The sequence below is a fragment of the Streptomyces sp. NBC_01012 genome (genome assembly GCF_045162755.1).
In the GTDB taxonomy this organism is placed as follows: Bacteria; Actinomycetota; Actinomycetes; order Streptomycetales; family Streptomycetaceae; genus Streptomyces.
In genome coordinates this window covers 3,127,078-3,151,662 of the sequence record NZ_CP108688.1, presented here as the reverse complement: position 1 = coordinate 3,151,662, position 24,585 = coordinate 3,127,078, and the positions used below count along the sequence as shown (strand labels likewise).

Annotated in this window: 21 protein-coding genes; 7 read left to right on the top strand and 14 right to left on the bottom strand. The window is 70.7% G+C overall.

Translation table 11 applies throughout. The features are described 5' to 3' along the window. The first annotated feature begins 83 nt into the window (after positions 1-83). Complete coding sequence (recQ, locus tag OG623_RS14030; RefSeq protein WP_406146726.1) at positions 84-2,087, top strand: DNA helicase RecQ; 2,004 nt, start codon at positions 84-86, stop codon at positions 2,085-2,087. A gap of 50 nt (positions 2,088-2,137) precedes the next feature. On the opposite strand, the gene OG623_RS14025 is transcribed toward recQ, so the two are convergent. The 4 genes from OG623_RS14025 to OG623_RS14010 form a co-directional block, all read right to left on the bottom strand. Beyond that, positions 2,138-2,791 (bottom strand): GPP34 family phosphoprotein, encoded by a 654-nt coding sequence (locus tag OG623_RS14025; protein ID WP_406146725.1) that lies wholly within the window; start codon positions 2,789-2,791, stop codon positions 2,138-2,140. Continuing rightward, a complete protein-coding gene (gene fahA / locus OG623_RS14020; protein WP_406146723.1) occupies positions 2,788-4,017 on the bottom strand; it encodes a fumarylacetoacetase in 1,230 nt (409 codons plus the stop codon). The genes OG623_RS14025 and fahA overlap by 4 nt, the downstream gene beginning before the upstream one ends. A gap of 109 nt (positions 4,018-4,126) precedes the next feature. Then, complete coding sequence (locus tag OG623_RS14015; RefSeq protein ID WP_406146722.1) at positions 4,127-6,121, bottom strand: CocE/NonD family hydrolase; 1,995 nt, start codon at positions 6,119-6,121, stop codon at positions 4,127-4,129. Between the two features lie 9 nt (positions 6,122-6,130). Further along, a complete protein-coding gene (locus OG623_RS14010; protein ID WP_406146721.1) occupies positions 6,131-7,630 on the bottom strand; it encodes a peptide MFS transporter in 1,500 nt (499 codons plus the stop codon). 156 nt (positions 7,631-7,786) lie between these two features. On the opposite strand from OG623_RS14010, the gene OG623_RS14005 reads away from it, so the two are divergent. From OG623_RS14005 to OG623_RS13985, 5 genes are all read left to right on the top strand, one after another. Next, entirely contained in the window at positions 7,787-8,797 is a 1,011-nt protein-coding gene (locus tag OG623_RS14005) for a polyprenyl synthetase family protein (RefSeq protein WP_406146720.1), read from the top strand. Between the two features lie 209 nt (positions 8,798-9,006). Continuing rightward, the gene (locus tag OG623_RS14000) at positions 9,007-10,275 is read left to right on the top strand and encodes a LolA family protein (protein WP_406146719.1); all 1,269 of its coding nucleotides are present in this window, start codon (positions 9,007-9,009) and stop codon (positions 10,273-10,275) included. Positions 10,276-10,390: 115 nt separating this feature from the next. Beyond that, positions 10,391-11,377 carry an ABC transporter ATP-binding protein gene (locus tag OG623_RS13995; RefSeq protein ID WP_406146718.1) on the top strand — a complete coding sequence of 329 codons (987 nt, stop codon included), beginning with the start codon at positions 10,391-10,393 and terminating at the stop codon, positions 11,375-11,377. After that, entirely contained in the window at positions 11,364-12,245 is an 882-nt protein-coding gene (locus tag OG623_RS13990) for an ABC transporter permease (RefSeq protein ID WP_406146716.1), read from the top strand. Before OG623_RS13995 ends, OG623_RS13990 begins: the two co-directional genes overlap by 14 nt. 263 nt (positions 12,246-12,508) lie before the next feature. Then, on the top strand, positions 12,509-13,132 hold the full coding sequence (locus tag OG623_RS13985; protein ID WP_406146715.1) for a TetR/AcrR family transcriptional regulator: 624 nt from the start codon (positions 12,509-12,511) through the stop codon (positions 13,130-13,132). Between the two features lie 10 nt (positions 13,133-13,142). Here OG623_RS13985 and OG623_RS13980 read toward each other — a convergent pair whose 3' ends face one another. From OG623_RS13980 to OG623_RS13960, 5 genes are all read right to left on the bottom strand, one after another. Next, positions 13,143-13,952, bottom strand: coding sequence for an HAD family hydrolase (locus OG623_RS13980; protein ID WP_406146713.1), 810 nt, complete (start codon positions 13,950-13,952; stop codon positions 13,143-13,145). A gap of 86 nt (positions 13,953-14,038) precedes the next feature. Then, the gene (locus tag OG623_RS13975; RefSeq protein WP_406146712.1) at positions 14,039-14,488 is read right to left on the bottom strand and encodes a VOC family protein; all 450 of its coding nucleotides are present in this window, start codon (positions 14,486-14,488) and stop codon (positions 14,039-14,041) included. A gap of 25 nt (positions 14,489-14,513) precedes the next feature. Beyond that, entirely contained in the window at positions 14,514-14,972 is a 459-nt protein-coding gene (locus OG623_RS13970) for a hypothetical protein (RefSeq protein WP_406146711.1), read from the bottom strand. Between the two features lie 55 nt (positions 14,973-15,027). Continuing rightward, positions 15,028-16,017 carry an EamA family transporter RarD gene (gene rarD / locus OG623_RS13965; protein WP_406146709.1) on the bottom strand — a complete coding sequence of 330 codons (990 nt, stop codon included), beginning with the start codon at positions 16,015-16,017 and terminating at the stop codon, positions 15,028-15,030. Between the two features lie 155 nt (positions 16,018-16,172). Then, positions 16,173-17,033 carry an SDR family oxidoreductase gene (locus tag OG623_RS13960; RefSeq protein WP_406146707.1) on the bottom strand — a complete coding sequence of 287 codons (861 nt, stop codon included), beginning with the start codon at positions 17,031-17,033 and terminating at the stop codon, positions 16,173-16,175. A 110-nt stretch (positions 17,034-17,143) separates the two neighbouring features. On the opposite strand from OG623_RS13960, the gene OG623_RS13955 reads away from it, so the two are divergent. After that, on the top strand, positions 17,144-17,614 hold the full coding sequence (locus OG623_RS13955) for a winged helix-turn-helix transcriptional regulator (protein ID WP_406146705.1): 471 nt from the start codon (positions 17,144-17,146) through the stop codon (positions 17,612-17,614). A gap of 49 nt (positions 17,615-17,663) precedes the next feature. On the opposite strand, the gene OG623_RS13950 is transcribed toward OG623_RS13955, so the two are convergent. The 5 genes from OG623_RS13950 to OG623_RS13930 form a co-directional block, all read right to left on the bottom strand. Beyond that, positions 17,664-18,722, bottom strand: coding sequence for a 2-oxoacid:ferredoxin oxidoreductase subunit beta (locus OG623_RS13950; protein ID WP_406146704.1), 1,059 nt, complete (start codon positions 18,720-18,722; stop codon positions 17,664-17,666). Next, on the bottom strand, positions 18,715-20,670 hold the full coding sequence (locus OG623_RS13945; protein ID WP_406146703.1) for a 2-oxoacid:acceptor oxidoreductase subunit alpha: 1,956 nt from the start codon (positions 20,668-20,670) through the stop codon (positions 18,715-18,717). Before OG623_RS13945 ends, OG623_RS13950 begins: the two co-directional genes overlap by 8 nt. Positions 20,671-20,903: 233 nt before the next feature. Then, positions 20,904-21,563 (bottom strand): response regulator transcription factor, encoded by a 660-nt coding sequence (locus OG623_RS13940; protein ID WP_362888678.1) that lies wholly within the window; start codon positions 21,561-21,563, stop codon positions 20,904-20,906. A 205-nt stretch (positions 21,564-21,768) separates the two neighbouring features. Then, positions 21,769-23,121 (bottom strand): sensor histidine kinase, encoded by a 1,353-nt coding sequence (locus tag OG623_RS13935; protein WP_406146701.1) that lies wholly within the window; start codon positions 23,119-23,121, stop codon positions 21,769-21,771. A 241-nt stretch (positions 23,122-23,362) separates the two neighbouring features. Next, positions 23,363-24,574 carry a sensor histidine kinase gene (locus OG623_RS13930; RefSeq protein WP_406146699.1) on the bottom strand — a complete coding sequence of 404 codons (1,212 nt, stop codon included), beginning with the start codon at positions 24,572-24,574 and terminating at the stop codon, positions 23,363-23,365. Positions 24,575-24,585 lie beyond the last annotated feature (11 nt).

The following is a 24,585-nucleotide window of genomic DNA, read 5'->3' as shown; positions in this document are numbered from 1 at the left end:
CAAGCCCGTCCGGCGTTGTCGTAGGCGGCGCCTATGGTTGCTGTGGACGGGTGAAGCGGGTGAACGGACGGACGGGCGCGACCATGAGTGTGACGACCGAGAGTGCCGCGCAGCAGACGCTGCACCGGGTGTTCGGGTACGAGAGCTTCCGCGGCGAGCAGGGCGCGGTGATCGAGCATGTGGTCGAGGGCGGCGATGCGGTCGTGCTCATGCCCACCGGCGGCGGCAAGTCCCTCTGCTACCAGATCCCCGCCCTGGTCAGGCCCGGCACCGGCGTCGTGATCTCCCCGCTGATCGCGCTCATGCAGGACCAGGTAGACGCCCTGCGCGCGCTCGGTGTCCGTGCGGGCTTCATGAACTCCACGCAGGACTTCGACGAGCGCCGCTCGATGGAGGCCCAGTTCGTCGCGGGCGAGCTCGACGTGCTGTATCTGGCCCCCGAGCGGCTGCGCCTGGACTCGACGCTCGCGCTGCTGGCCCGCGGTGAGATCTCCGTCTTCGCCATCGACGAGGCGCACTGCGTCGCCCAGTGGGGCCACGACTTTCGCCCCGACTATCTGGCCCTGTCCGTCCTCGGCGAGCGCTGGCCCGGCGTACCCCGCATCGCGCTGACGGCCACGGCGACCGACGCCACGCACAAGGAGATCACCCAGCGGCTCGGCATGCCCGACGCCAGGCACTTCGTGGCCAGCTTCGACCGGCCGAACATCCAGTACCGCGTGGTGGGGAAGTCCGACCCGAAGAAGCAGCTGCTGACCTTCCTCAAGGAGGAGCACGCGGGGGACGCGGGCATCGTCTACTGCCTCTCGCGCAACTCCACGGAGAAGACCGCCGATTATCTCTGCCGTAACGGCATCGAGGCCGTCCCGTACCACGCGGGTCTGGACGCCTCCACGCGCGCCGCCCACCAGTCGCGCTTCCTGCGGGAGGAGGGCCTGGTCGTCGTCGCGACGATCGCCTTCGGCATGGGCATCGACAAGCCGGATGTGCGCTTCGTCGCCCATCTGGACCTGCCCAAGTCCGTCGAGGGGTACTACCAGGAGACGGGCCGCGCCGGGCGTGACGGGGCCCCGTCCACGGCCTGGATGGCGTACGGCCTCCAGGACGTCGTCCAGCAGCGCAAGCTGATCCAGGGCGGCGAGGGCGACGAGGCCTTCCGGCGCCGCGCCGCCTCGCACCTGGACTCGATGCTGGCGCTCTGCGAGACGGTTCAGTGCCGGCGGGCCCAGCTCCTGACGTACTTCGGCCAGGAGCCCGGCGAGCAGACCTGCGGGAACTGCGACACCTGCCTCACCCCGCCCGAGACCTGGGACGGCACGGTCGTCTCCCAGAAGCTGCTGTCCACGGTGGTCAGGCTGAAGCGCGAGCGGAACCAGAAGTTCGGCGCCGGGCAGATCATCGACATCCTGCTGGGCCGCCGTACGGCGAAGGTCATCCAGTTCGACCACGACCAGCTCTCGGTCTTCGGTATCGGCGAGGAGCTGGCCGAGGCGGAGTGGCGGGGCGTGGTCCGCCAGCTGCTGGCGCAGGGGCTGCTCGCCGTCGAGGGGGAGTACGGCACGCTGGTGCTGACGGAGGCGAGCGGCTCCGTGCTCGGCCGGGAGCGCGAGGTGATGCTGCGCAAGGAGCCGAAGCGGCCGACGACGCGGTCGTCGTCCGGCGGTGAGCGCAAGAGCAAGGCCGCCGCGGCGGCAGACCTGTCCGCCGAGGCCGTCCCGGTCTTCGAGGCGCTGCGCGCCTGGCGCGGCGCCCAGGCCAAGGAGCTGGGCCTCCCGGCGTACGTGATCTTCCACGACGCGACGCTGCGGGAGATCGCCACACTGCGCCCCGCGTCCCTGGCGGAGCTGGGCGGCGTCAGCGGCCTGGGCGAGAAGAAGCTCGCGACGTACGGCGAGGGGGTGCTGGAGGTACTGGCGGGCCTGGGCGACACGGCCCCGGCCGCCCCGGCGCCGGATACGGCCCCACAGGCCGCCCCGGCCCCGGACAGGGCCCCCACCCCTGCTGTGCCACCCGCCAGGACCGAGACCCCGGCCCAGGACACGAGCCCGGAGTTCGGCTGGGACGAGGAGCCGCCGGAGTTCGACTGAGGTGGACGGCGGACGCGCGCTACCGGGGGTCCGCCGCCCGGCCCGCGGCCTCAGCCCCCGTCGCCGCCACCGGCCTGCGCCGCCCTGTCCTGGCGCACATTGCGCTGCACGGCCAGCGCCGGCCACTCCTCGCGGGCCAGGGCCCGCGCCGCCTTCCGGGTGCGGCGGTCGCCCTGTCTCACCACCGACGGCAGCTCCACCGCCGCCGCCAGCGCCGCGAGCAGCCGGCCCCTCCGGTCCGGGTGGCCCGCCGCACGCGACGCATCGAACCTCTGCCACACCTGCTCCGCCGTGGACGCGGCGCCCGCCGGGTGGCGGTGGTACGGGAACAGGCCGAGGAAGCGATGGCGCTCCCTGCGCAGGACACCGCGCTTCACCAGGGCGTCCAGATACAGCCCTTCCGCCCGCCGCGCCGACCGCCGCACCCAGCGCCTGGCCGGGACCCCCGACCCGAATCGGCTCTTGCCCGCGGGCGGAAGGCCCCGCAGGAACTCCGCAAGCAGCGGATCCGGCGGGGCCAGCGGCTTCACGACGACCACCCGGCCGCGCTCCTCGGCTATCCGGCCCTGGAGCTCCAGCTCCGCCAGGGCCGCCCCGGCGATGCCGTACGCCAGGAACCGGCCCCGGCAGTACGGCTTGCCGCGTACGGGATCGAGGGCGAGCAGCAGCAGCTCCTCGGGGAGTGTGAGCACGGCCCCGGTCATGCCGAGGCCGTGATCCGGCCGGTGACCTCACCGAGCCCGACCCGGGTGCCGTGCGGTCCGGGTGCCCAGGCGGTCAGTGTGACGGTGTCGCCGTCCTCCAGGAACGTCCGCTTGCCTTCGGGCAGATCCAGCGGATCGCGGCCGTTCCAGGTGAGTTCGAGCAGGGAGCCACGCTGAGCGGGATCCGCGCCGCTGACAGTGCCGGAACCGTAGAGGTCGCCGGTGCGCAGCGAGGCGCCGTTCACCGTCATCTGCGCCAGCTGCTGGGCCGCCGTCCAGTACATGGAGGCGAACGGCGGCTCGGAGACGGCCTGGCCGTTGATCTCCACCGAGATCCGGATGTCGAAGCCGCCCGGCTCCTCGTCGTCCGCGTCCTCCAGATAGGGGAGCAGCTCGGCGTCCCGGGCGGGCGGCGCCGTGCGGGCCGCGTCCAGGGCCTCCAGCGGGGTGACCCACGCCGACACGGAGGTGGCGAAGGACTTGCCGAGGAAGGGGCCGAGCGGCACGTACTCCCAGGCCTGGATGTCCCGCGCCGACCAGTCGTTCAGCAGGGAGAGCCCGAAGACGTGCTCGCGGAAGTCGCCGAGCGCCACGGGGGAGCCCTGCTCCGAGGGGACGCCGACGACGAAGCCGACCTCCGCCTCGATGTCCAGCTTCACCGAGGGGCCGAAGACGGGCGCGGGGTCGGCCGGCGCCTTGCGCTGGCCCGAGGGGCGCACCACGTCCGTACCCGAGACGACGACCGTGCCGGCCCGCCCGTGGTAACCGATCGGCAGATGCTTCCAGTTGGGGGTCAGGGGCGCGCTGTCGGGGCGGAAGATCCGCCCCACATTGGTGGCGTGGTGCTCGCTGGCGTAGAAGTCGACGTAGTCCGCGACCTCGTACGGCAGGTGCAGGGTCACCGAGTCCAGCGGATACAGCAGCGGCTCCAGGTCCGGGCGGTGGGACGGGACCGTCACCCAGGCCGTCAGCGCCCGCCGCACATCCCGCCACGCGGTGCGCCCCGCCGCCAGGAGCGGCATGAGGCTCGGCTGCGCCAGCAGTCTGGCGTACGGCGAACCGAGTGCGTGGGCCGCCGCTCCGGCATCCAGCACATGTGCGCCCACACGGACTCCGACCCTTCGGTCCTCGGGGTGTTCAGGGGTGGAGAACACACCGTAGGGAAGGTTGTGCGGACCGAAGGGATCGCCCTCGGCCAGGTCGAGCGGGCTGCTCTGCTCGGGCATCTGTCGCTGCCCCTTTCCAGTCGCTTGAGGACACGGTACGTCGGCGCCACCGGACGGCGGCAGAGCCTCAAGTAGGCGTAATGCCCGGAAAGTTACACGTTAACCCTGGTCAGCCCGCCGTGCGGGGGATCCGCTTCTCCCAGGTCCGGTGGAAGACGATCTCCTCACCGTCCCTGCACACGACCTCGTTGGACGTGATGAAGTCGTCCGCGTCGGCGCTGGTCTCCGAATGCGTCTCGATCCGCACGTCCCAGGGGATCTCGGGCCGGTGCAGCCTGATCGTCCAGTCCGAACGGGCCCGCGCCGACAGCGGGTCGTCCTCCTGGATCGTGTACGTCTCCAGGGCGTCCTCGGTGAATTCGAGACCGTCGGGGTAGACGCGCGTGCCGCCGTAGCGGGGGTCGACCTCGAGCCGCCACTCGCCCTTGGCGACGTCCCTGACCACCAGGCGCTCGGGGCGCTGCTCGTCGAGTGTGGCCGGGGTGACGACACCGAGCGGCTCCGACTGCTCGGGTTCACCGAAGGTGATGCCGGGGTCCTCGGTGTGCCGGCGCACCGGGAGTTCGACGAGGCTGCCCTCCGCCTGGAGCGTGAAGCCCGCCGAACCGGCCTGGGGCCAGATCCACGGCCAGTACGAGGAGGAGAGGGCGACCCTGATCCGGTGGCCGGGCGGGAAGGTGTGCCCGATACCGTTCAGCTCGAAGTTCACGTACTCGGTCTCCCCGACGGGCCAGTCCTCCGCGCGGTCGCGCCCGTGCCGGACGGCCAGGTTGAGGGCCCCACGGGTCACCAGGGTGGAGGCCCCGTCCGGGGCCACGTCGCAGAGCCGGGCGATCACCTGGCCGCGCGGTACGTCCATCCGGATCAGGAGCGTCACCCGTGGACGGCCGAGGATCTCGATCGGGGCGTCCTCGACCGGGAACTCGAAGCACACCGACTTGGCGTCCTCGTCCCGCTGGTCGGGCGGCAGGTCGGCGTCGTTGCCGAACGGGAAGAAGCGGCCCGCGTCGAGTCCGGTCTGCTGCGGCGAGCGGACGAGCTGCTCGCCGCCCCCCAGGGCGTACGTCACCGGGGCGACGTTCTCGGACGGCCGGCTCGCGTCGCCGACCCAGCGTCCCGGCAGCGTCTCGTAGACCGTGGCGGGCGGGTGCGAGCCGCTGATCCAGGACCGCAGCAGGGGCTCGTTCATCACCCCGGTGTCCTCGTCCTTGAGGTGCTGGTCCCACCAGCGCAGCGTCTCCTGGAGGAAGCCGATCGCGGGGCCCGGCGGCAGTCCGCGGTCCGGGTACTGGTGGGACCAGGGGCCGATCAGCCCGCGGACCTGCTCCGGGTCCAGATGCTCGACGAGTCTGAGGACGGTGTCGCGGTACGGATCGTGCCAGCCGCCCACCGCCAGGACCTTCGCCTTGATCGCGCCGTAGTCCTCGCAGACGCTGCCGTGCTTCCAGTAGGCGTCGCGGGTCTGGTGCGCCAGCCACGTGTGGATGAACGGCTCCACCTTTTCCAGCCGTCGCAGCCACATGTCCCGCCAGTCGTCGCCGACGTCCGCCGGGTCCGGGGGCCGGGAGACGAAGGCCAGCATGGTGGAGGCCCAGGCGTGCATGTCCACACCGAGGACGGAGCCGCCCATGTAGTGGACGTCGTTGTCGTAGCGGTCGTCGGAGGAGCACACGGTGACGATCGCCTTCAGCGGCTCGGGGGCGAGCGCGGCGATCTGGAGCGAGTTGAAGCCGCCCCAGGAGATGCCGAACATCCCGACCCGCCCCGAGCACCACTCCTGCTGGGCCAGCCAGTGCACGACGGCGGCCCCGTCGGCGAGCTCGGTCGCGTCGTACTCGTCGCCCGGCATGCCCTCGCTGTTGCCGTGCCCGCGGACGTCGACCCGTACGGAGGCGTAGCCGTGGCCCGCGTACCAGGGATGGCGCTGCCAGTCGCGTGGCGCCGTCCAGTCGCTGAGCCGGTAGGGCAGGTACTCCAGCAGGGCGGGCACCGGTTCGTCGGTGATCGGCCGCCAGATCCTGGCGTACAGCTGGGTCCCGTCCGGGAGCGGGATGTAGAGGTCCTCATGGGTGGTCTGGTACGGGAAATCGGTGCGGATCTGCATGGTCGTACCTCAGTGGACGGGGTGCATGGTGCGCTTGAGCCAGGGAGCGGCGGCGATCACGGCCACACCGGCCGCGACCGCGACAGCGCCATTGACACCGAAGTAGGCGGGGTTGGAGACCTCGCCGTAGAGCTTCACGATCTGTGCCTGGATGCCGTTGGCGAGGGCCAGGGACAGGAACCACAGCGCCATCGTCTGGCTGGCGAAGGCCTTGGGGGCGAGCTTCGTGGTGGCGGACATGCCGGAGGTCTCCAGCAGGATGTCGCCGAGGCCGAGCAGGAGATAGGAGCCGACGATCCACCAGGCGGCCATCCGGTACGTCTCGTCGGAGTGACCCGAGGTGGGGATGACCATCAGGAGGAAGGAGAGCCCGCCGAGGATCACCCCGAACGCGATCTTGTTCGAGGCGTGCGGCTGGCGCGGCCCCATCCGCGCCCAGACCGCGGCCACGACGGGCGCCAGCGCGACCTCGAAGGCGCCCAGCGCGGAGGCGTACCAGCTCGCGGGGAAGTGGAATCCGAAGATCTCCGTACGCGCGTTCGTCGAGGCGAGCAGCATCATCGTCGAGTACGCCTGGAAGAGGATGAAGTTGAAGACCACGGAGGCCAGGAACAGCACGACGTACGGCCGGAGCCTGCCGCGTTCCTCCGGGGTGACCCGGGGGCTCTTGAACATCACCACGAAGTACACGACGGGCGCGATCACCGAGACCAGGGTGAGCAGGTCGACGAACCGGTCCATCGTGAGCCAGCCGGCGAGCGCCAGGGCCGTCGCCACGAGGGCGACCACCGCGACGCCGGCCACGATCGTCAGAACGGCCCGGCGCATCGGCCCCGGGGCCAGCGCGTACTCCGCCGCGTGCTTTCGCCCGGCCAGGTGACGCCGGCCGGCGACGTACTGGATCAGACCGAACGTCATGCCGATCGCGGCGGCCGAGAAACCCCAGTGCCAGCCCGCGTGGTCGCCGAGCCATCCGGTGACCAGCGGCCCGGCGAAGGCGCCGATGTTGATGCCCATGTAGTAGAGCGCGAAGCCGGCGTCGCGGCGCTGGTCCTCGGTGCTGTAGAGCTTGCCGACCATCGAGGCGACATTGGGCTTGAGCAGGCCCGTTCCCGCACTGATCAGGCCGAGGCCCACCCAGGTCATCGTGGCCGTCGGCACGGCCATGGAGTAGTGGCCGCAGGCGATGAGGATGCCGCCGTAGAGGACGGCGCGGTACGAACCGAGGATCCGGTCGGCCAGCCAGCCGCCCGCGACGGACACCAGATAGACCAGGGTGCCGTAGGCGGCGGACACGGAAGCGGCGGTGCCCGGGTCCATGCCCATGCCGTCGTGTCTCACCGTGTCGGCGAAGAAGAGGACCAGGATCGCCTGCATCCCGAGAAACGAGAAACGCTCCCAGACCTCAAGTCCCGACAGGGTCATCAGGCCCCGTGGCTGACCGAAGAAGGCGCGATCGTCTTCGGACGGTGGCTGGGACGGTTCCGTATCGGCCGGGGCGTGGGACAAAGCGACAACTCCTGATCGTATGAGCTCATGCCGAACATACCGGCGGTGGCGGGAAGGCGCCCACGGTGATCCAAAGGGGACCGGATACGCTGAGTTGAGTGAGGACAGCGACACATCGACAATCCATGTGATCGTCAGCAGACAGGAGATCCCCTCGTGACCGTCGTCGGGCCGTTCGGACTGAGCGTGCGGGACCAGGCTCTTGAGGCCGATGTCCAGACCGGTTTGGCCGCTGTCGAGGCGGGGCTTCTGGATGCCACCAAAAGTGAGGTCCCGTTCATCACGGAGGCCGCGCAGCACCTCGTCAGCGCGGGGGGCAAGCGCTTCCGGCCGCTGCTGGTGATGCTCGCGTCCCAGTTCGGAGATCCCGACGCCCCGGGTGTCGTCCCCGCTGCCGTGGTCGTCGAACTGACGCACCTGGCGACGCTGTACCACGACGACGTGATGGACGAGGCGGACGTACGCCGAGGGGTGGAGAGCGCCAACAGCCGCTGGGGCAACTCCCTCGCGGTCCTGACGGGCGACTTCCTCTTCGCCCGCGCCTCGCACATCCTGGCCGACCTGGGGCCCGAGGCCGTCCGTATCCAGGCGGAGGCGTTCGAGCGCCTGGTCACCGGTCAGATCCTGGAGACCGCGGGCCCGCGCGACGGACGCGACCCCGTCGACCACTACATGGACGTGCTGGGCGGCAAGACCGGCTCGCTGGTCGCCGTGTCCGGCCGGTTCGGCGCGCTGATGGCGGGGGCCGACGAGTCGGTCGTCGACATCCTCACCCAGTACGGCGAACGCCTCGGCATCGCTTTCCAGCTCGCCGACGACGTCCTGGACATCGCCTCCGACTCCCACGAGTCGGGCAAGACGCCCGGCACCGACCTCCGCGAGGGCATCCCCACCCTGCCGGTCCTCCATCTGCGCGCCAGGGCACTGGCCGAGGGCCGTCCCGAGGACAAGGAGCTCGTGGCGCTGCTGGACGGCGACCTCGCCGACGACGCGAGGCTCGCGGAGGCGCTGAGCGCCCTGCGCGCCCACCCGGCCCTCGAACAGGCGCGGCGCGACACCGTCCGCTACGCCGAGGAGGCGCGGGCGACGCTGGCACCGCTGCCCGAGTGCTACGCCAAGGCGGCGCTCGAGGAGCTGTGCGACGCTGTGGTGCACCGCGCGGGCTGACCCCTGGGGCCTCGGGCCGACCCCTAGGGTCTTTCGACCCGGGTCATCCCGTAGAGGTACGCACAGTTGCTCCCGGGGGCTGACGCTTGTCCGCGCCCGATTTGGTCAGATGGAGAACAACCACTCCTGACCACATCGGGTGAGAATGGCGGCGGGGAGTGGAAACGCGCAACGGGATGGCAGCCGCCGACCACGGAGGTAGAGCACACATGGCACCGAACGACAGCGCAGAGACCAACGGCGAGGCCACGGGCACTGTCGTGGGCCGTCGGAAGGCGGCGCGCTACATCGTCCCGCTCGCGGTGGCGGGTGTGGCGGCGGCGACGATCGGACTCGTCCCGGCGCTCGCGGACTCCGGAGACCCGGAGCTGCCGGACATCACCGCGCAGAAACTCATCGAGAAGATCGCCGCGTCGGACGAGGAGCAGCTCTCCGGCACGGTGAAGGTCAGCACCGACCTCGGCATCCCGTCGCTCGGCGGGCTCGCGGGCTCCTTCGCCCAGGGCGCCGGAGCGGGACCGGGGTCCGACGGGTCGAGCGCGTCCCCCGACACCAAGCTGATGGAGCTGGCCTCCGGGACGCACACGCTCCGGGTCGCGGTCGACGGCGAGGAGCGGCAGCGCCTCTCGATCCTCGGCGAAGGCTCCGAGTACAGCCTCGTCCACAACGGGGACGACGTCTGGGGCTACGACAGCGAGAGCAACGAGGTCTACCACGCGCAGGCCGAAGGGAAGAAGGCCCGTGCGGGCGGCAAGGGCGGGGAGCACAAGGCGGCGCCCGGCACCCCGAAGCAGTTCGCCGACGAGGCCCTGGCCGCCGCCGGTGACACGACGTCCGTCACCGTCGGCGGCACGGCGCAGGTGGCGGGGCGCGACGCCTACAAGCTCGTGATCAAGCCGAAGCAGTCCGGCTCGACGATCGGCTCCATCACCGTCGCGGTCGACGCCTCGACCGGCGTACCGCTGAAGTTCACGCTGGCACCGAGCAGCGGCGGCAAGGCCGCGGTCGACGCCGGCTTCACGAAGGTCGACTTCGCGAAGCCGGACGCCTCCTCCTTCTCCTTCACCCCGCCCAAGGGCGCGAAGGTGACCGAGGCCGACGAGGTGCAGGCCGAGGCTGAGAAGAAGGGCGCCGAGCAGAAGGGCGCGGCGGAGAAGGGCGCGGCCGGCAAGGCGCTGGAGGACCTGGGCGCACTGGAGGACTTCAAGGGCGCCAACGTCATCGGCGAGGGCTGGAACGCCGTCGCCCAGATCGAGATCCCGGGCGGGGCGGGGCTGCCCACCCAGGGTTCCGAGGGTATGCCCGCGCAGGCGGAGCAGTTCCTGGACGCGCTCGGCGACAAGGTCACCGGCGACTTCGGCTCGGGCACGCTCTTCAAGACGCGCCTGGTCAACGCCCTGCTGACGGACGACGGCAAGGTCTACGTCGGCGCGGTCACCAAGGACGCGCTGGTGAAGGCGGCCGACACCGCCAAGTAGGACACCCCGTACGCCCCGCCCCGCCGTACGCTCCGTACGGCGGGGCGGTTCGTGCGACAGGGGCGGACACGGGCCGCGGGTGCCGGGCACGGCGGGAACAGGACCGGGAGTGCGCATGACCGAGACAGCGGCCGCGACGGCCGGGCCGGACACGGAGCCGGAGCAGGGCGCGGTGATCGGGACGCGCGGGCTCACCAAGCGCTACCGCGGTGGACAGCTCGCCGTCGACGGGCTCGACCTCGCCGTCCCCCCGGGAAGTGTCTTCGGCTTCCTCGGGCCCAACGGCTCGGGCAAGACCACCACGATCCGGATGCTCATGGGGCTCATCGCCCCGACATCCGGCACCGCGCACGTCCTGGGCCGCCCCATGCCGGCCGCGGCCCGCACGGTGCTCCCGCAGGTCGGCGCGCTCATCGAAGGACCCGCGCTGTACGGGTTCCTGACCGGCCGCGACAACCTCGTACGCCTCGACTCCGCGGACCCGGCGGCCGATCCCCGCACCCGGCGCGCACGGGTGGAGCACGCCCTGGAACGCGTCGGGCTCGCGTCGGCGGCGGGCAAGAAGGCCAAGGCGTACTCACTCGGGATGAAGCAGCGCCTCGGGCTGGCCGCCGCACTGCTCCAGCCGCGCAGACTCCTCGTGCTGGACGAACCGACCAACGGGCTCGACCCGCAGGGCATGCGGGAGATCCGCGCCCTGGTCAGGGAGCTGGCGGGCGAGGGCACCACCGTCTTCCTCTCCTCGCATCTGCTCGACGAGATCGAACAGGTCTGCACCCACGCGGCGGTGATGGCCCGCGGCCGGCTCCTCGTCCAGGGCCCGGTCGCCGCGCTCTCCGCGGGCGCCCGTGGCCGGCTCGCCGTGACCACCCCCGACGCCGGTGACGCGGCCCGTGTCCTCGCGGAGCACGGGGCGACGGGCCTGGTGACCGACGGGGACCGGGTGAGCGCCGACGCGCCGCCCGGCGAGGTGGAACTGGCCGATCTGAACGCGGCCCTGGTGCGCGGCGGCGTCCGCGTACGTGCCTTCGGCGTCGAACGCGCCTCGCTGGAGGACGCCTTCGTCGCACTCACCGGAGAGGGATTCGATGTCGCAGGCTGAACTCACGGCGCTCCCGGCACCCCGTGCGGCGCGCCGTGCGCTGTGGACCTTCGGGATCCTGCGCTCCGAGCTGGTCACCACACTCCGCCGGGGGCGCACCCTGGCCCTGCTCGGTGTCCTGGCGGCCGTGCCCGTCCTCATCGGGATCGCCGTCCGGATCGAGACGGGCGGCGGCGGGCGGGGCGGACCGGGCGGCGGCCCCGCCTTCCTCTCGCAGGTCACCAACAACGGCCTGTTCCTGGTCTTCGCGGCCCTCTCCGCGACGCTCCCGGTCTTCCTCCCGATGGCCGTCGGTGTCATCGCGGGGGACTCCGTCGCGGGGGAGGCGAGCGGAGGCACCCTGCGCTATCTGCTGGTCGCGCCGGCCGGCCGTACCCGGCTGCTGCTCGCGAAGTACGCGTCCGTGCTGGTGTTCTGCCTGGTCGCCACGGTGGTCGTGGCGGTGTCCGCGCTCGCGGCCGGGGCGCTGCTCTTCCCCGTCGGTGAGGTCACGACGATCTCGGGGACCCGGATCGGCTTCGGCGAGGGACTGCTGCGGGCCGGACTGATCGCGGTCGTGGTGGCGTTGTCCCTCACCGGCTTCGCGGCGCTGGGTCTCTTCGTCTCGACGCTCACCAACAGCGGGATCGCCGCGATGGCGGCCACCGTCGGGGTGCTGATCACCGTGCAGATCCTCGACACGATGCCGCAGCTGGACGGGATCCACCCGTATCTCTTCCCGCACTACTGGCTGTCCTTCACCGACCTGCTGCGCGACCCGGTCTACTGGGACGAGCTGGTCAGGAATCTGGGCCTTCAAGTGGTGTACGCGGGGGTGTTCGGCTCCGCGGCCTGGGCGCGCTTCACGACGAAGGACATCACTGTCTGACCCGTCGGGACCCGGGGCGCCGGAACGTCAGGGCGCCGGGACATCGGGACGTCGCTGCGTCCGGGGAGGGGCGGCACCGACCCGTCCGTACCGTCGGCCGGTCGAGCCGTCCCCCGATCGGCTCGTCGCGGCACGAACGGCACGAACGGTGCAATGCACGGAACGTCACGACACGGTACGTTCCGTTTCCAGCCTGGTTATTGTTCGACTTTTGGCGACGACCTGTCAATAAGCGGTGGGTGGAATCCCCCTATGCTCACCGAATGATCACATCGCCGAGTTCTCTCCGCCGCAGCGAGAGGTCACGACGGGCGACGCTGGACGCCGCTCTGGAGCTGTGCACGGAGAAGGGGTACGGCCGGGTCACCGTCGAGGCCATCGCGGCCCGTGCCGGGGTGAGCAAGAAGACGATCTACCGCTGGTGGCCGTCGAAGGTGGCCGTGATGCTGGAGGCCTTCGCCCAGGTGCTCGTCGGCGCCACGCCGTTCGCGGAGACGGGCGACATCGCGGCCGACCTCAGGGCCCACATCAACAGTCTGGTGAGACTGATCTCGACGCCGCCGTACGGCCCGGCCTACTCCGGGATCCTCTCGGAGATGCATCACGACGAAGAGCTCGCGCGGTCGGTCCGTGAGCAGCTGGTCGACCCTCGTTTCGAGGCCGCGGTGGGGCGCCTGCGGCGCGCCCAGGAGCAGGGGCAGATACCGGAGGGCGCCGATCTGCCGCTCGCGGTGGAACTGCTCTACGGCCCCGTCTACTACCGCCATGTGCTGCGGAAGCCTCCGCAGGACGAGGCGACCGTCGCCGCACTGGTGGCCCATGCCCTGCGGTCCCTGTCCGCGGGCAGTGCCCCGGAGGAGGCCGCCGCCCCGGGACAGGTCGGCTGAAGAACGGTGGTCAGGGGAACAGCCGCTCAAGGACCACCGCGACGCCCTCGTCCTCGTTCGAGAGCGTGACCTCGTCGGCGGCGGCCCGCAGCTCCGGGTGTGCGCCGGCCATCGCCACCCGGTGGCCGACGCGGCGGAACATGGGCAGGTCGTTCGGCATGTCCCCGAACGCCACAGCGCCGGCGAGGTCACGTCCCAGCGCCTCGGCGGCCAGTGCGATCCCGGTGCCCTTGTCCACGCCGAACGGCGCCAGCTCCACCGTCCCCGGGCCCGCCATCGTGACGGACGCCAGATCGCCCACCGCCCCGCGCGCGGCAGCCGCCAACGCGTCGTCCGTCAGCTCCGGGTGGCGTATCAGCACCTTGATGAGGGGCGCCGCCCACAGCTCCGCGCGGCTCGCGGCCCGTTGTGCGGGAAGTGAAGGGTGCGGCATGCGGTAGCCCGGCTCGGTCAGGGTCCGGCCGTCGGCGCCGTCCTGGTCCACCGCCGCGAACAGCTGCCCCACCTCTGCCTCGATCTTGCCGAGCGCGGCGTCGGCCAGATCCCGGTCCAGCGTCACGGAACGCAGCATGCGGGCCGCCCCCACGTCGTACACCTGGGCGCCCTGCCCGCAGACCACGACCCCGTCGTAGCCGAGGTCCGTGAGCAGGGTGCGTATGCCGGGCACCGGCCGGCCCGTGACGATCAGATGCGCTGCGCCGGCCGACGCCGCACGGGCGAGGGCGGCGCGGGAGCGTGCGCTCACGGTGTCGTCGGAACGCAGCAGTGTGCCGTCCAGATCCGTGGCGACGAGGGTGTATGCGGCGGGTGGCGTGAACATGGGATCAGCCTAGAGAGATCGCTTCTCCGCCGTACGCCGCTGACCTGCGCGGACGGTCGGGACCGGTCGACGCCGGTCGCGGGCGGTCAGTGGACGCAGAATTCGTTGCCCTCCGGGTCAAGGAGCACCTGCCAGGACCCGCCCTGCGCCTCGACACGGCGCAGCACGCTCGCGCCCAGCCCCACCAGCCGCTCCGCTTCGGCCTCGCGCTGCCCAGGAGCCGAGTGGACGTCCATGTGGAGGCGGTTCTTCACCGTCTTGGGCTCCGGTACGCGCTGGAAGAGCAGCCGCCGCCCGAGCCCGGTCCCGCTCTTCTCCTCGTACGGATCGTCCGGATGCCGCACCGCCGCGAGATCGCGCCAGGCGCGGCGCCCGTGCGCCTCGACGGTGGCGGCCTCGGGCGCGGCACCGGCGCCGAGCAGTTCCTCGATCAGGGCGCTGTGGTCCTCGACGACATAACCGAGCGCCTCGGCCCAGAAGTCGGCCTGCGCGTGCGGATCCTGGGCATCGATGACGAGCTTCCAGTGCAGGGTCATGGACAGCGTTTATACCGTCCCGGCGCTACGGGAGGGCGCGGGGCGGGCAGATCGCGCAGATGTGTGCGTCGCAGGCGGTCAGAAGCTCGGCCGCCGCCGTGCTCACCACCTGATCGCTGTCCGTGGCCAGCCGCTCGGCGGTCGCACGGCCGGCCAGGACCGCCAGGTGCGCGTCCCTGGTCCACTCCTGGCGGTGCGCGTGGTCGTGGGCGAGGATCGTCCCCAACAGCCCGATGACCCCCGCGCGGTCCTTCACGGTCTCCATGGCGGCGAGTTCCCACAGGAAAGGCACCGTGGCGACCGTCGCGTCGAACACGGGAAGGGCGCCGATCCACTGCTCCAGATCGCTCAGCGCGTCCTCGGCCGACTCGCTGTCGCCCCAGGCGATCCGTGACAGCATCCCGGGGACCTGGGAGGCGGAGCCCTGGGCATGGCGCAGCTCATGCCACTGAACGTGCCTCATGTCCTTCAGGATCGTCCCCATCCGGGCACTCAACCAGCCTTTGCGGGTGCCGTCCACCATGCCTGCGCGAGCGGTCCTACGTGACGGCAGGGGTGTCCGCGTCCGGCGTAGAAGCGGAGGCAGTCCCGGTGGGGGCCGCGGCCTTTGCGGCCTGTACGGCCAGGCGCAGGGCCTCGGCCCTCGTACGCCGTGCCGTCCGCAGCGCATCCCAGGTCAGCAGTATCAGAGCCACCCAGACCAGCGCGAAGCCCGCCCATCGCTCGGGCGGCATCTCCTCGTGGAAGTAGAGGATGCCGAGCCCGAACTGGAACACCGGGGCCAGATACTGCAACAGGCCGAGCACCGAGAGCGGCACCCGGATCGCCGCGGCGCCGAAGCAGACGAGCGGGATGGCGGTGACGAGCCCGGTCGCGGCGAGCAGGGCCCCGTGCCCCGCGCCCCCGGCCAGGAAGGTCGCGTCGCCGCTCGCCCCGAGCCACAGCAGGAACCCGAGCGCGGGCACGAACAGCACGGCGGTCTCGGCGGCCAGGGACTCCAGCCCGCCCATGTTGACCTTCTTCTTCGCGAGGCCGTACGTCGCGAACGAGAAGGCGAGCGCCAGCGAGATCCACGGCGGCTGACCGTAGCCGATCGCCAGCACGAGCACCGCGGCGAAACCGGTCGCCACCGCGGTCCACTGCACGGGCCGCAGCCGCTCACCGAGCAGCAGGACGCCCATGGCGATCGTGACCAGCGGATTGATGAAGTAGCCGAGTGAAGCCTCCACGACATGGCCGTTGTTGACGGACCAGATGTAGAGACCCCAGTTCACCGAGATCACGGTCGCGGCTATCGCTATCAGTCCCAGCCGCCGGGGCTGCCGGATCAGCTCGCCGATCCACGCCCAGCGGCGCAGGAACAGCAGGGCGACGGCGACGACGCCCAGCGACCACACCATCCGGTGGGCGAGGATCTCCACCGCACCCGTCGGTTCGAGCAGTGGCCAGAAGAGGGGCACGAGGCCCCACATCCCGTACGCGCCGATTCCGTACAGCAGACCTGCCCGCTGTTCGTTCTTCCCCTTCACGGGCCCTCCCGGCCGTCCTGCGCCGGCGGTCGGCCGACTGCACGACGGTAGCGCCGGAAGGAGCCCTCTGTCATTGCCGTCTCACGGAAACGGTCGTGACACGGTGGCCATGACGGGGGCGGCCGGGGCCCCGCTCAGGCGGCGCGGGCGCCCCCTCAGGCGGCGGCGACGGCCTCGGCGACCGTGTCGGCCAGCGGAGTGGTCGGCCGGCCGGTCAGGCGGGCCAGATCGCCGCTCGTCCCGGCGAGCCGACCACGTGCGATGGCCTCGTCGACGTCGACCATGATCGCGGCGAAGGCCTCGGGAAGTCCGGCGGCCACGAGGATCTCCTGGTGCGCGGCGGCCGGCACGTTCTTGTAGACGATCTCCTTGCCGGTGGCGGCGGAGATCACGGTGGCGTACTCGGCCAGCGACCAGGCCACATCGCCGCTCAGCTCGTACGCGGCGCCGAGGTGCCCATCGCCGGTCAGTACGGCGACGGCCGCCGCCGCGTAGTCCGCCCGCGTGGCGGAGGCGATGCGCCCGTCGCCCGCGTTGGCGATGACGGCGCCGTGCTCCAGGACGGGTGCCAGATTGGCCGTGTAGTTCTCGGTGTACCAGCCGTTGCGCAGGAAGGTGTGGGGGAGACCCGAGTCGAGGATCAGCTGCTCCGTCGCCTTGTGCTCGTCGGCCAGCAGGAAGTCCGCGTCGGGTCCGCCCAGGATGCCGGTGTAGGCGAGCTGCGCGACCCCGGCCGCCTTCGCGGCGTCGATCACCGCCGTGTGCTGGGCGGTCCGCTTGCCGACCTCGCTGCCCGAGACCAGCAGGACCCGATCGCCGGCCCGGAACGCGCCGGAGAGGGTCTCGGGGCGGTCGTAGTCGGCGATACGGAGCTCGACGCCCCGGGCGGCGAGCGGCGCGGCCTTGTCCTTGTCACGGACGACGGCGACGATCTGGTCGGCCGGGACCGTGTCGAGCAGCTGCTCGACGACGAGACGGCCGAGGGCTCCGGTGGCTCCGGTGACGACGATGCTCATGAGGGTTCTCTCCTGGAGGTGCTGATCGCGTGCTGTACGAATGGAACACCACTCACCCTAGGAGCTGTACTAACTCTGGGAAAGTACCCACTTTGAAGTAAGGTACTACTATGCCCATAACCACAAGCATTCTGGACGAAGTGGGCGGTCGCCGCCCGAACGTCAACCAGCAGACCTGTCCCTCCCGGCTGGTCCTCGAACACGTCACCAGCCGGTGGGGAGTCCTCGTGCTCGCCGCGCTGCTCGAACGCTCCTACCGGTTCAGCGAACTGCGTCGCATGGTCGGCGGGGTCAGCGAGAAGATGCTGGCCCAGACCCTCCAGACACTGGAGCGCGACGGATTCGTGCACCGGGACGCGAAGCCGGTGATCCCGCCCCGCGTGGACTATTCGCTGACCCCGCTCGGCCGGCAGGCCGCCGACCAGGTCTGGGCGCTCGCCCGCTGGTCCGAGCAGCGGCTGGACGAGGTCGAGTCGGCGCGCGCTGCCTACGACCGCGACCGCGCTGCCAACGACCGCGCTGCCAACGACCGCGCTGCCGACGACCGTGCCGCTCACGACAAGGACAAGGCCCGGGGCTGACCCTTCCGGGCCGGCGCTCCGGGCCTCGTGGGCCGTGACGGGCGGCGGGTCAGCCGACCACGGTCCAGGTGTCCTTGCCCGCCAGCAGGGCGCTCAGATCTCCCTTGCCGTTCTGTTCGACGGCGGTGTCGAGTTGGTCGGCCATGAGGGTGTCGTAGACGGGGCGTTGGACGCTGCGCAGGATGCCGATGGGGGTGTGGGTGAGGGTGTTGGCGTCGGCGAGGCGGGTGAGGGCGAAGGCGGTGGTGGGGCTGGGGTTGTGGGCGTCGTGGATGAGGATGTCGGACTGGTTGTCTTCGGTGACGGTGACGATGGAGAGGTCTCCGGTCAAGGTGTCGCGGGTGATGCCTTTGGTGTGGTCGGTGCCGAAGCGGATGGGCTGGCCGTGTTCGAGGCGGATGACCGCTTCTTGGGCTTGGTCCTTGTCCTTGAGGGCTTCGAAGGCGCCGTCGTTGAAGATGTTGCAGTTCTGGTAGATCTCCACGAGTGCGGTGCCGGGGTGGTCGGCTGCGGCGCGCAGGACGCTGGTGAGGTGTTTGCGGTCGGAGTCGATGGTGCGGGCGACGAAGGTGGCTTCGGCTCCGAGGGCGAGGGAGAGGGGGTTGAAGGGGGCGTCGAGTGAGCCCATGGGGGTGGATTTGGTGATTTTGCCGAGTTCGGAGGTGGGGCTGTACTGGCCTTTGGTGAGGCCGTAGATCCTGTTGTTGAAGAGGAGGATCTTGAGGTTGACGTTGCGGCGCAGGGCGTGGATGAGGTGGTTTCCGCCGATGGAGAGGGCGTCGCCGTCGCCGGTGACGACCCAGACGGACAGGTCGCGGCGGGAGGTGGCCAGGCCGGTGGCGATGGAGGGGGCGCGGCCGTGGATGGAGTGCATCCCGTAGGTGTTCATGTAGTAGGGGAAGCGGGAGGAGCAGCCGATGCCGGAGACGAAGGTGATGTTCTCCTTGGCGAGGCCGAGTTCGGGCATGAAGCCCTGGACGGCGGCCAGGACGGCGTAGTCGCCGCAGCCGGGGCACCAGCGCACTTCCTGGTCGGACTTGAAGTCCTTCATGGACTGTTTGCCCTCGGCCTTGGGGACCAGCTGGAGGAGATTGTCGGCGTCAGGCATCGATGGTCTCCTTGAGGGCGGTGGCGAGTTGCTCGGCCTTGAAGGGCATGCCGTTGACCTGGTTGTAGCTTTGGGCGTCGACGAGGTATTTGGCTCTCAGCAGCAGGGCGAGCTGGCCGAGGTTCATCTCGGGGATGACGACCTTGTCGTAGCGCTTGAGTACCTCGCCCAGGTTGCCCGGGAAGGGGTTGAGGTGGCGCAGGTGGGCCTGGGCGATCGTCTCCCCGGCCGCGCGTAGCCGGCGGACGGCTGCGGTGATCGGGCCGTAGGTGGAGCCCCAGCCCAGGACCAGGGTGCGGGCGTTCGCCGGGTCGTCGACCTCCACGTCCGGGACCACAATGTTGTCGATCTTGGCCTGGCGGGTGCGGACCATGAAGTCGTGGTTGGCCGGGTCGTAGGAGATGTTCCCGGTGCCGTCCTGCTTCTCGATCCCGCCGATCCGGTGCTCCAGACCCGGTGTTCCCGGTACCGCCCAGGGGCGGGCCAGGGTCTGCGGGTCGCGTTTGTAGGGCCAGAACACCGCGGTGCCATCGGCGAGTTCGTGGTTGGGGCCGGTCGCGAACTGGGTCCGTAGGTCCGGGAGACTGTCGGTCTCCGGAATCCGCCACGGCTCGGAGCCGTTGGCGAGGTAGCCGTCGGAGAGCAGGAAGACGGGGGTGCGGTAGGTGAGGGCGATGCGGGCGGCGTCCAGCGTGGCGTCGAAGCAGTCGGCGGGGGTTTTCGGTGCCACGACCGGTACCGGCGCCTCACCGTTTCGCCCGTACATGGCCTGGAGCAGGTCCGCCTGCTCCGTCTTCGTCGGCAGCCCCGTCGAGGGCCCGCCCCGCTGGATGTCGATGATCAGCAGCGGCAGCTCCAGGGACACCGCCAGGCCGATGGTTTCCGACTTCAGGGCCACCCCGGGGCCGGAGGTCGTGGTCACGCCGAGCGAGCCGCCGAACGCGGCCCCCAGAGCCGCGCCGATGCCCGCGATCTCGTCCTCCGCCTGGAACGTGCGCACACCGAAGTTCTTGTGCTTGCTCAGTTCGTGGAGGATGTCCGATGCGGGAGTGATCGGATACGAGCCCAGATACACCGGCAGGTCCGCCAGCCGGCCCGCCGCGATCAGCCCGTAGGACAAGGCCAGATTCCCCGAGATGTTGCGGTAGGTGCCCGTCGGAAACGCCCGGGATGCCGGAGCGACCTCGTAGGAGACAGCGAAGTCCTCCGTGGTCTCGCCGAAATTCCAGCCCGCCCGGAACGCCGCCACGTTCGCCTCGGCGATATCGGGTTTCTTCGCGAACTTCGACCGCAGGAATGTTTCGGTGCCCTCGGTCGGACGGTTGTACATCCAGGACAGCAGACCGAGCGCGAACATGTTCTTCGAGCGTTCGGCTTCCTTACGGGAAAGCCCGAACTCCTTCAGCGCCTCGATCGTCAGCGTCGTCAGCGGCACCGGATGGACATTGAACGCCTCCAGCGACCCGTCGTCCAGCGGGGACCGGGTGTAGCCGACTTTCGCCATCGGGCGTTTCGTGAATTCGTCGGTGTTCACGATGATGTCCGCGCCGCGTGGCACATCGGCGATATTCGCCTTCAGTGCGGCGGGATTCATCGCGACCAGCACATTCGGTGCGTCGCCCGGAGTCAGGATGTCATGGTCCGCGAAATGCAGCTGGAACGACGACACACCCGGCAACGTACCCGCGGGCGCCCGGATCTCGGCCGGGAAGTTCGGCAGCGTCGACAGATCATTCCCGAACGACGCCGTCTCCGACGTGAACCGGTCACCCGTCAACTGCATACCATCACCCGAATCACCCGCAAAACGGATGATCACCCGATCCAGACGGCGGATTTCCTTCTCGGTGGCACCCGTACGATCAATGTGCGGGGCTCGCTGCTCCCCGACGACAGTCTCGCTGGCCTCATCGGACTTTCCGGCTGGGCTACTGACCTGGCTGGTCACTGAACTGGACCTCCCTCGGGGCGGCGGCTCGGGACCGGCCGGCCCGCCGGCGGTCCAGGCCCCACCCTACTTCTGTAAGGGTCGCCTTCCTCGGACCGGTCATATGGCGGACGCGTTTTCGAGACGTGAATGCATCACGCTTTGCCATATTTTTCCGGATCCATCGGTCACCGGATGATCCACCCTGGCTGAGGGCGGATCAACCGGATCATCGCGAGTAGATCATCGCTTCGTCATGAGTTCAGATAAGTGAGAACGGCGAGAACGCGTCGGTGATCCCCATCACTGGGGGACAGACCGAGTTTGAGAAAGATGTTGCTGACGTGCTTCTCCACCGCTCCGTCGCTGACCACCAGCTGTCGGGCGACGGCCGAATTCGTACGCCCCTCAGCCATCAGGCCGAGGACCTCCCGCTCGCGCGGGGTGAGCCCCGCAAGGACGTCCTGCTTTCGGCTGCGACCCAGGAGCTGAGCCACCACCTCGGGGTCCAGGGCGGTTCCGCCCTGCGCCACCCGCACGACGGCGTCCACGAACTCCCTGACCTCCGCGACCCGGTCCTTGAGGAGGTACCCGACGCCGCGGCTGCTGCCGGCCAGCAGTTCGGTGGCGTACTGCTCCTCGACGTACTGCGAGAGCACCAGCACCCCGACGCCCGGGTGGTCCTTGCGCAGCCGCACCGCCGCCCGCACCCCCTCGTCGGTATGGGTCGGCGGCATCCGTACGTCCGCGACCACCACGTCCGGCAGGGCGTCCTGGCCGGCGAGGTCGTCCACCGTCTTGATCAGCGCCTCGGCATCCCCGACTCCCGCGACGACATCGTGCCCGAGATCGGTCAGCAGCCGGGTGAGTCCCTCCCGGAGCAGCACCGAATCCTCGGCGATGACGACCCGCACTCTTTCCTCCACGACGTTGAGTCCCCCACTGTTCCGTGTTCCCTGTGTACGCCGCTGTTCGCACAGCCGCCCGTGTGTCCAGCATCCCAGCATCGGGGCCCCGATGGGCCGTACACCGGCAGTTCGGCCGGGGCCCGACGCGCCAGGGTGCCCCGGCCGCCGTGATGGCGGCCGGGGCACTCGCGGCGGGCGTCCTCCGCCCGGGTCAGCCCCGCCAGGGCAGCTCGGCGGTGACGGTCGTCGGGCCGCCGGTGGGGGAGTCGACGACGAGGATGCCGTCCACCGCGCCCAGCCGCTCCGCCAGCCCGGCCAGCCCGCTGCCCGTCGCCGTACCCGCCCCGCCGCGGCCGTCGTCCCCGACCTGGAGCATCAGCCGGTCGGCCACCCGCCACACGTCGACGGTGGCCCGGGTGGCCCGGGCATGCTTGCTGACGTTCTGGAGGAGTTCGGAGACCGTGAAGTAGGCGATGCCCTCGATGGCCTGCGCGGGCCGCGACTCCAGGTCCACGGTCACGTTGACGGGGACGGTGCAGCGGGAGGCGATGGCGGAGAGTGCGGCGTCCAGGCCTCGGTCGGTGAGGACGGCGGGGTGGATGCCGCGTGCGAGGTCGCGGAGTTCCTGGAGGGCGACCTTGACCTCGCCGTGTGCCTCGTCGACCATGCGGGCCGCGGCTTCGGGATCGTCGGTGAGCTTCTCCTTGGCCAGGCCGAGGTCCATGGCGAGGGCGACGAGGCGGGCCTGCGCGCCGTCGTGGAGGTCGCGTTCGATACGGCGCAGGTCGGCGGCGGCTGTGTCCACGACCACACCACGGTCCGACTCCAGCTCCGAGACCCTGGTGGCCAGCCGGGAAGGGCTGAGCAGACCCAGGACCATGAGCCGGTCCACGAACACCAGGCTGCGGACGACCCACGGGGTGATCAGGACGAGCGCCAGGCCGATGGCGCAGGTGACGGCCAGCTCGAAGGGCGAGTCGAGGTAGACCTGGTGCGTGCTGTCGCCGTACAGCTGGATGCCGTCGACTCCCACGTACGCCGGGAAGACCCACCGCCACAGCGGATACGTGAACGCCGCCCAGCCGTACGCCCAGAACATCACGGCGACGGTGAACGAGAACATCGCCCACGGCAGGTGCAGCACCGAGTAGAGCAGATGCCGCCAGGACACCCCGCTCTTCAGCGCCGCGCCGACCCAGGACATCAGGCCGCCCTTCCCGCGCACCGGCGCGGGCTCCGCGACGTCCAGCTTCAGCAGTCCGCGCGCCCTGCCACGCTCCATGACGCCGAAGCCCCGGCACATGCCGAGGGCGGCGGCGAGCACCGGAATGCCGAGGAAGGTGATCAGCAGTCCGAGGCCCAGGGACGTCATGGTGACCGCGAAGCTGAACATCACCACGCTGATCGGCAGGCTCAGGAACACATAGGCCAGCTCGCGCCATGCACGTGCCTCGAAGGGGGCGCGCAGTGGGGCGGGGAGGACGTGCTTCGCCGGCGGGTGGTCCCCCGCTCCGGTGCCGGGCCTGTGCTGGTCCCGCGTGTCCGGTCCGTATGCCGTGGCCATCAGTGGCGTCCGTCCGTTTCTTCTGGGCGGGAACTCCCCGCGGGCCGATACAACGGCTGATGTCTCAAGACTGCTGTGCCGGGGATCGCCACGCCATGAGGGGGGTCTCCGTATCCGGCAGGGGGTTTTCCCCACCCTGGGCGCACCGGGGGCGGGGACATCGGGGGTGGTGACACGGGGGTCGGGGACATCGGGTCCGGGGACACACGGGCCGCGGACATCGGCCGGGCGCGTGGTCGTGTCATGCCGCACCGGCCCGTTCGGCGCCTGCCCCGGTTCCGGCGGGCAGGCGGTCACGCCAGGGCAGCTCCGCGGTGACCGTGGTGGGGCCGCCCTCGGGGGAGTCCAGGACGAACAGCCCGTCGACCGCGTCCAGTCGTTCCGCCAGCCCCGCCATGCCCGTACCGCCGTCGAGCCGCGCGCCGCCCACCCCGTTGTCCATGACCTGGAGCATGAGCCGCTCGCCCGACCGCCATACGTCGACCGACGCCGACCTGGCGCGGCTGTGCTTGCTGACGTTCTGGAGGAGTTCGGAGACCGTGAAGTAGGCGATGCCCTCGATGGCCTCGGCCGGCCGGCCGGACAGCTGCACGGTCACGTCGACGGGGACGGTGCAGCGGGAGGCGATGGCGGAGAGTGCGGCGTCCAGGCCTCGGTCGGTGAGGACGGCGGGGTGGATGCCGCGTGCGAGGTCGCGGAGTTCCTGGAGGGCGACCTTGACCTCGCCGTGTGCCTCGTCGACCATGCGGGCCGCGGCTTCGGGATCGTCGGTGAGCTTCTCCTTGGCCAGCCCCAGCCCCATCGCGAGGGCGACGAGGCGGGCCTGCGCGCCGTCGTGGAGGTCGCGTTCGATACGGCGCAGGTCGGCGGCGGCCGTGTCCACGACCACACCACGGTCCGACTCCAGCTCGGCGATCCTGTGCTCCAGTTCGTCGGAGGGCGGGAGCAGCCCCCGCACCATGGCCCGGTCCACGTTCGCCAGCCCGCGCGCGAGATAGGGCAGCACGGGCCAGAGGACGAACAGGCTCACCAGGGCCACGGCGAACGTCGCCACGCCCCACGGCAGCCGGATGAACGCGTACAGCAATGCCCGCCAGCCCACCGGGTCCTTCAGCCCCGACCACAGCCAGCTGAAGAACCCCTGGCCCCGGCGGCCGCGCGGCATGGGGCTCGGCTCCTCGATCCGCACCCCGAGCAGCTTCCGCGCCCGGCCGCGCTCGGCCCGGCCGAGTCCGCGCGCACCTTGCAGCCCCAGTGCGAGCAGCGGCAGCCCGATCACGGTGATGGAGAGTGCGGCGCCCACGGAGACCAGGACCACCGTGTACACGAACCCGACGATCGCCATCGGGAGATTGGCGAGGAGAAACGCGATCTCCTTCCACGTCCACCGGTCGAAGGCGAAGCGCGGAGGCGGCGGCCGGTCGGGGTCCGGCAGGGAGGGGCTCATGGTCATACACCCAGCGT

What these genes read in the sequence shown, in the direction of transcription:
- recQ (WP_406146726.1), top strand. Translation starts at nt 84, where the DNA reads ATGAGTGTGACGACCGAGAGTGCCGCGCAGCAGACGCTGCACCGGGTG.
- OG623_RS14025 (WP_406146725.1), bottom strand. Translation starts at nt 2,791, where the DNA reads ATGACCGGGGCCGTGCTCACACTCCCCGAGGAGCTGCTGCTGCTCGCC.
- fahA (WP_406146723.1), bottom strand. Translation starts at nt 4,017, where the DNA reads ATGCCCGAGCAGAGCAGCCCGCTCGACCTGGCCGAGGGCGATCCCTTC.
- OG623_RS14015 (WP_406146722.1), bottom strand. Translation starts at nt 6,121, where the DNA reads ATGCAGATCCGCACCGATTTCCCGTACCAGACCACCCATGAGGACCTC.
- OG623_RS14000 (WP_406146719.1), top strand. Translation starts at nt 9,007, where the DNA reads ATGGCACCGAACGACAGCGCAGAGACCAACGGCGAGGCCACGGGCACT.
- OG623_RS13995 (WP_406146718.1), top strand. Translation starts at nt 10,391, where the DNA reads ATGACCGAGACAGCGGCCGCGACGGCCGGGCCGGACACGGAGCCGGAG.
- OG623_RS13990 (WP_406146716.1), top strand. Translation starts at nt 11,364, where the DNA reads ATGTCGCAGGCTGAACTCACGGCGCTCCCGGCACCCCGTGCGGCGCGC.
- OG623_RS13985 (WP_406146715.1), top strand. Translation starts at nt 12,509, where the DNA reads ATGATCACATCGCCGAGTTCTCTCCGCCGCAGCGAGAGGTCACGACGG.
- OG623_RS13980 (WP_406146713.1), bottom strand. Translation starts at nt 13,952, where the DNA reads ATGTTCACGCCACCCGCCGCATACACCCTCGTCGCCACGGATCTGGAC.
- OG623_RS13975 (WP_406146712.1), bottom strand. Translation starts at nt 14,488, where the DNA reads ATGACCCTGCACTGGAAGCTCGTCATCGATGCCCAGGATCCGCACGCG.
- OG623_RS13970 (WP_406146711.1), bottom strand. Translation starts at nt 14,972, where the DNA reads ATGGGGACGATCCTGAAGGACATGAGGCACGTTCAGTGGCATGAGCTG.
- OG623_RS13960 (WP_406146707.1), bottom strand. Translation starts at nt 17,033, where the DNA reads ATGAGCATCGTCGTCACCGGAGCCACCGGAGCCCTCGGCCGTCTCGTC.
- OG623_RS13955 (WP_406146705.1), top strand. Translation starts at nt 17,144, where the DNA reads ATGCCCATAACCACAAGCATTCTGGACGAAGTGGGCGGTCGCCGCCCG.
- OG623_RS13950 (WP_406146704.1), bottom strand. Translation starts at nt 18,722, where the DNA reads ATGCCTGACGCCGACAATCTCCTCCAGCTGGTCCCCAAGGCCGAGGGC.
- OG623_RS13935 (WP_406146701.1), bottom strand. Translation starts at nt 23,121, where the DNA reads ATGGCCACGGCATACGGACCGGACACGCGGGACCAGCACAGGCCCGGC.
- OG623_RS13930 (WP_406146699.1), bottom strand. Translation starts at nt 24,574, where the DNA reads ATGACCATGAGCCCCTCCCTGCCGGACCCCGACCGGCCGCCGCCTCCG.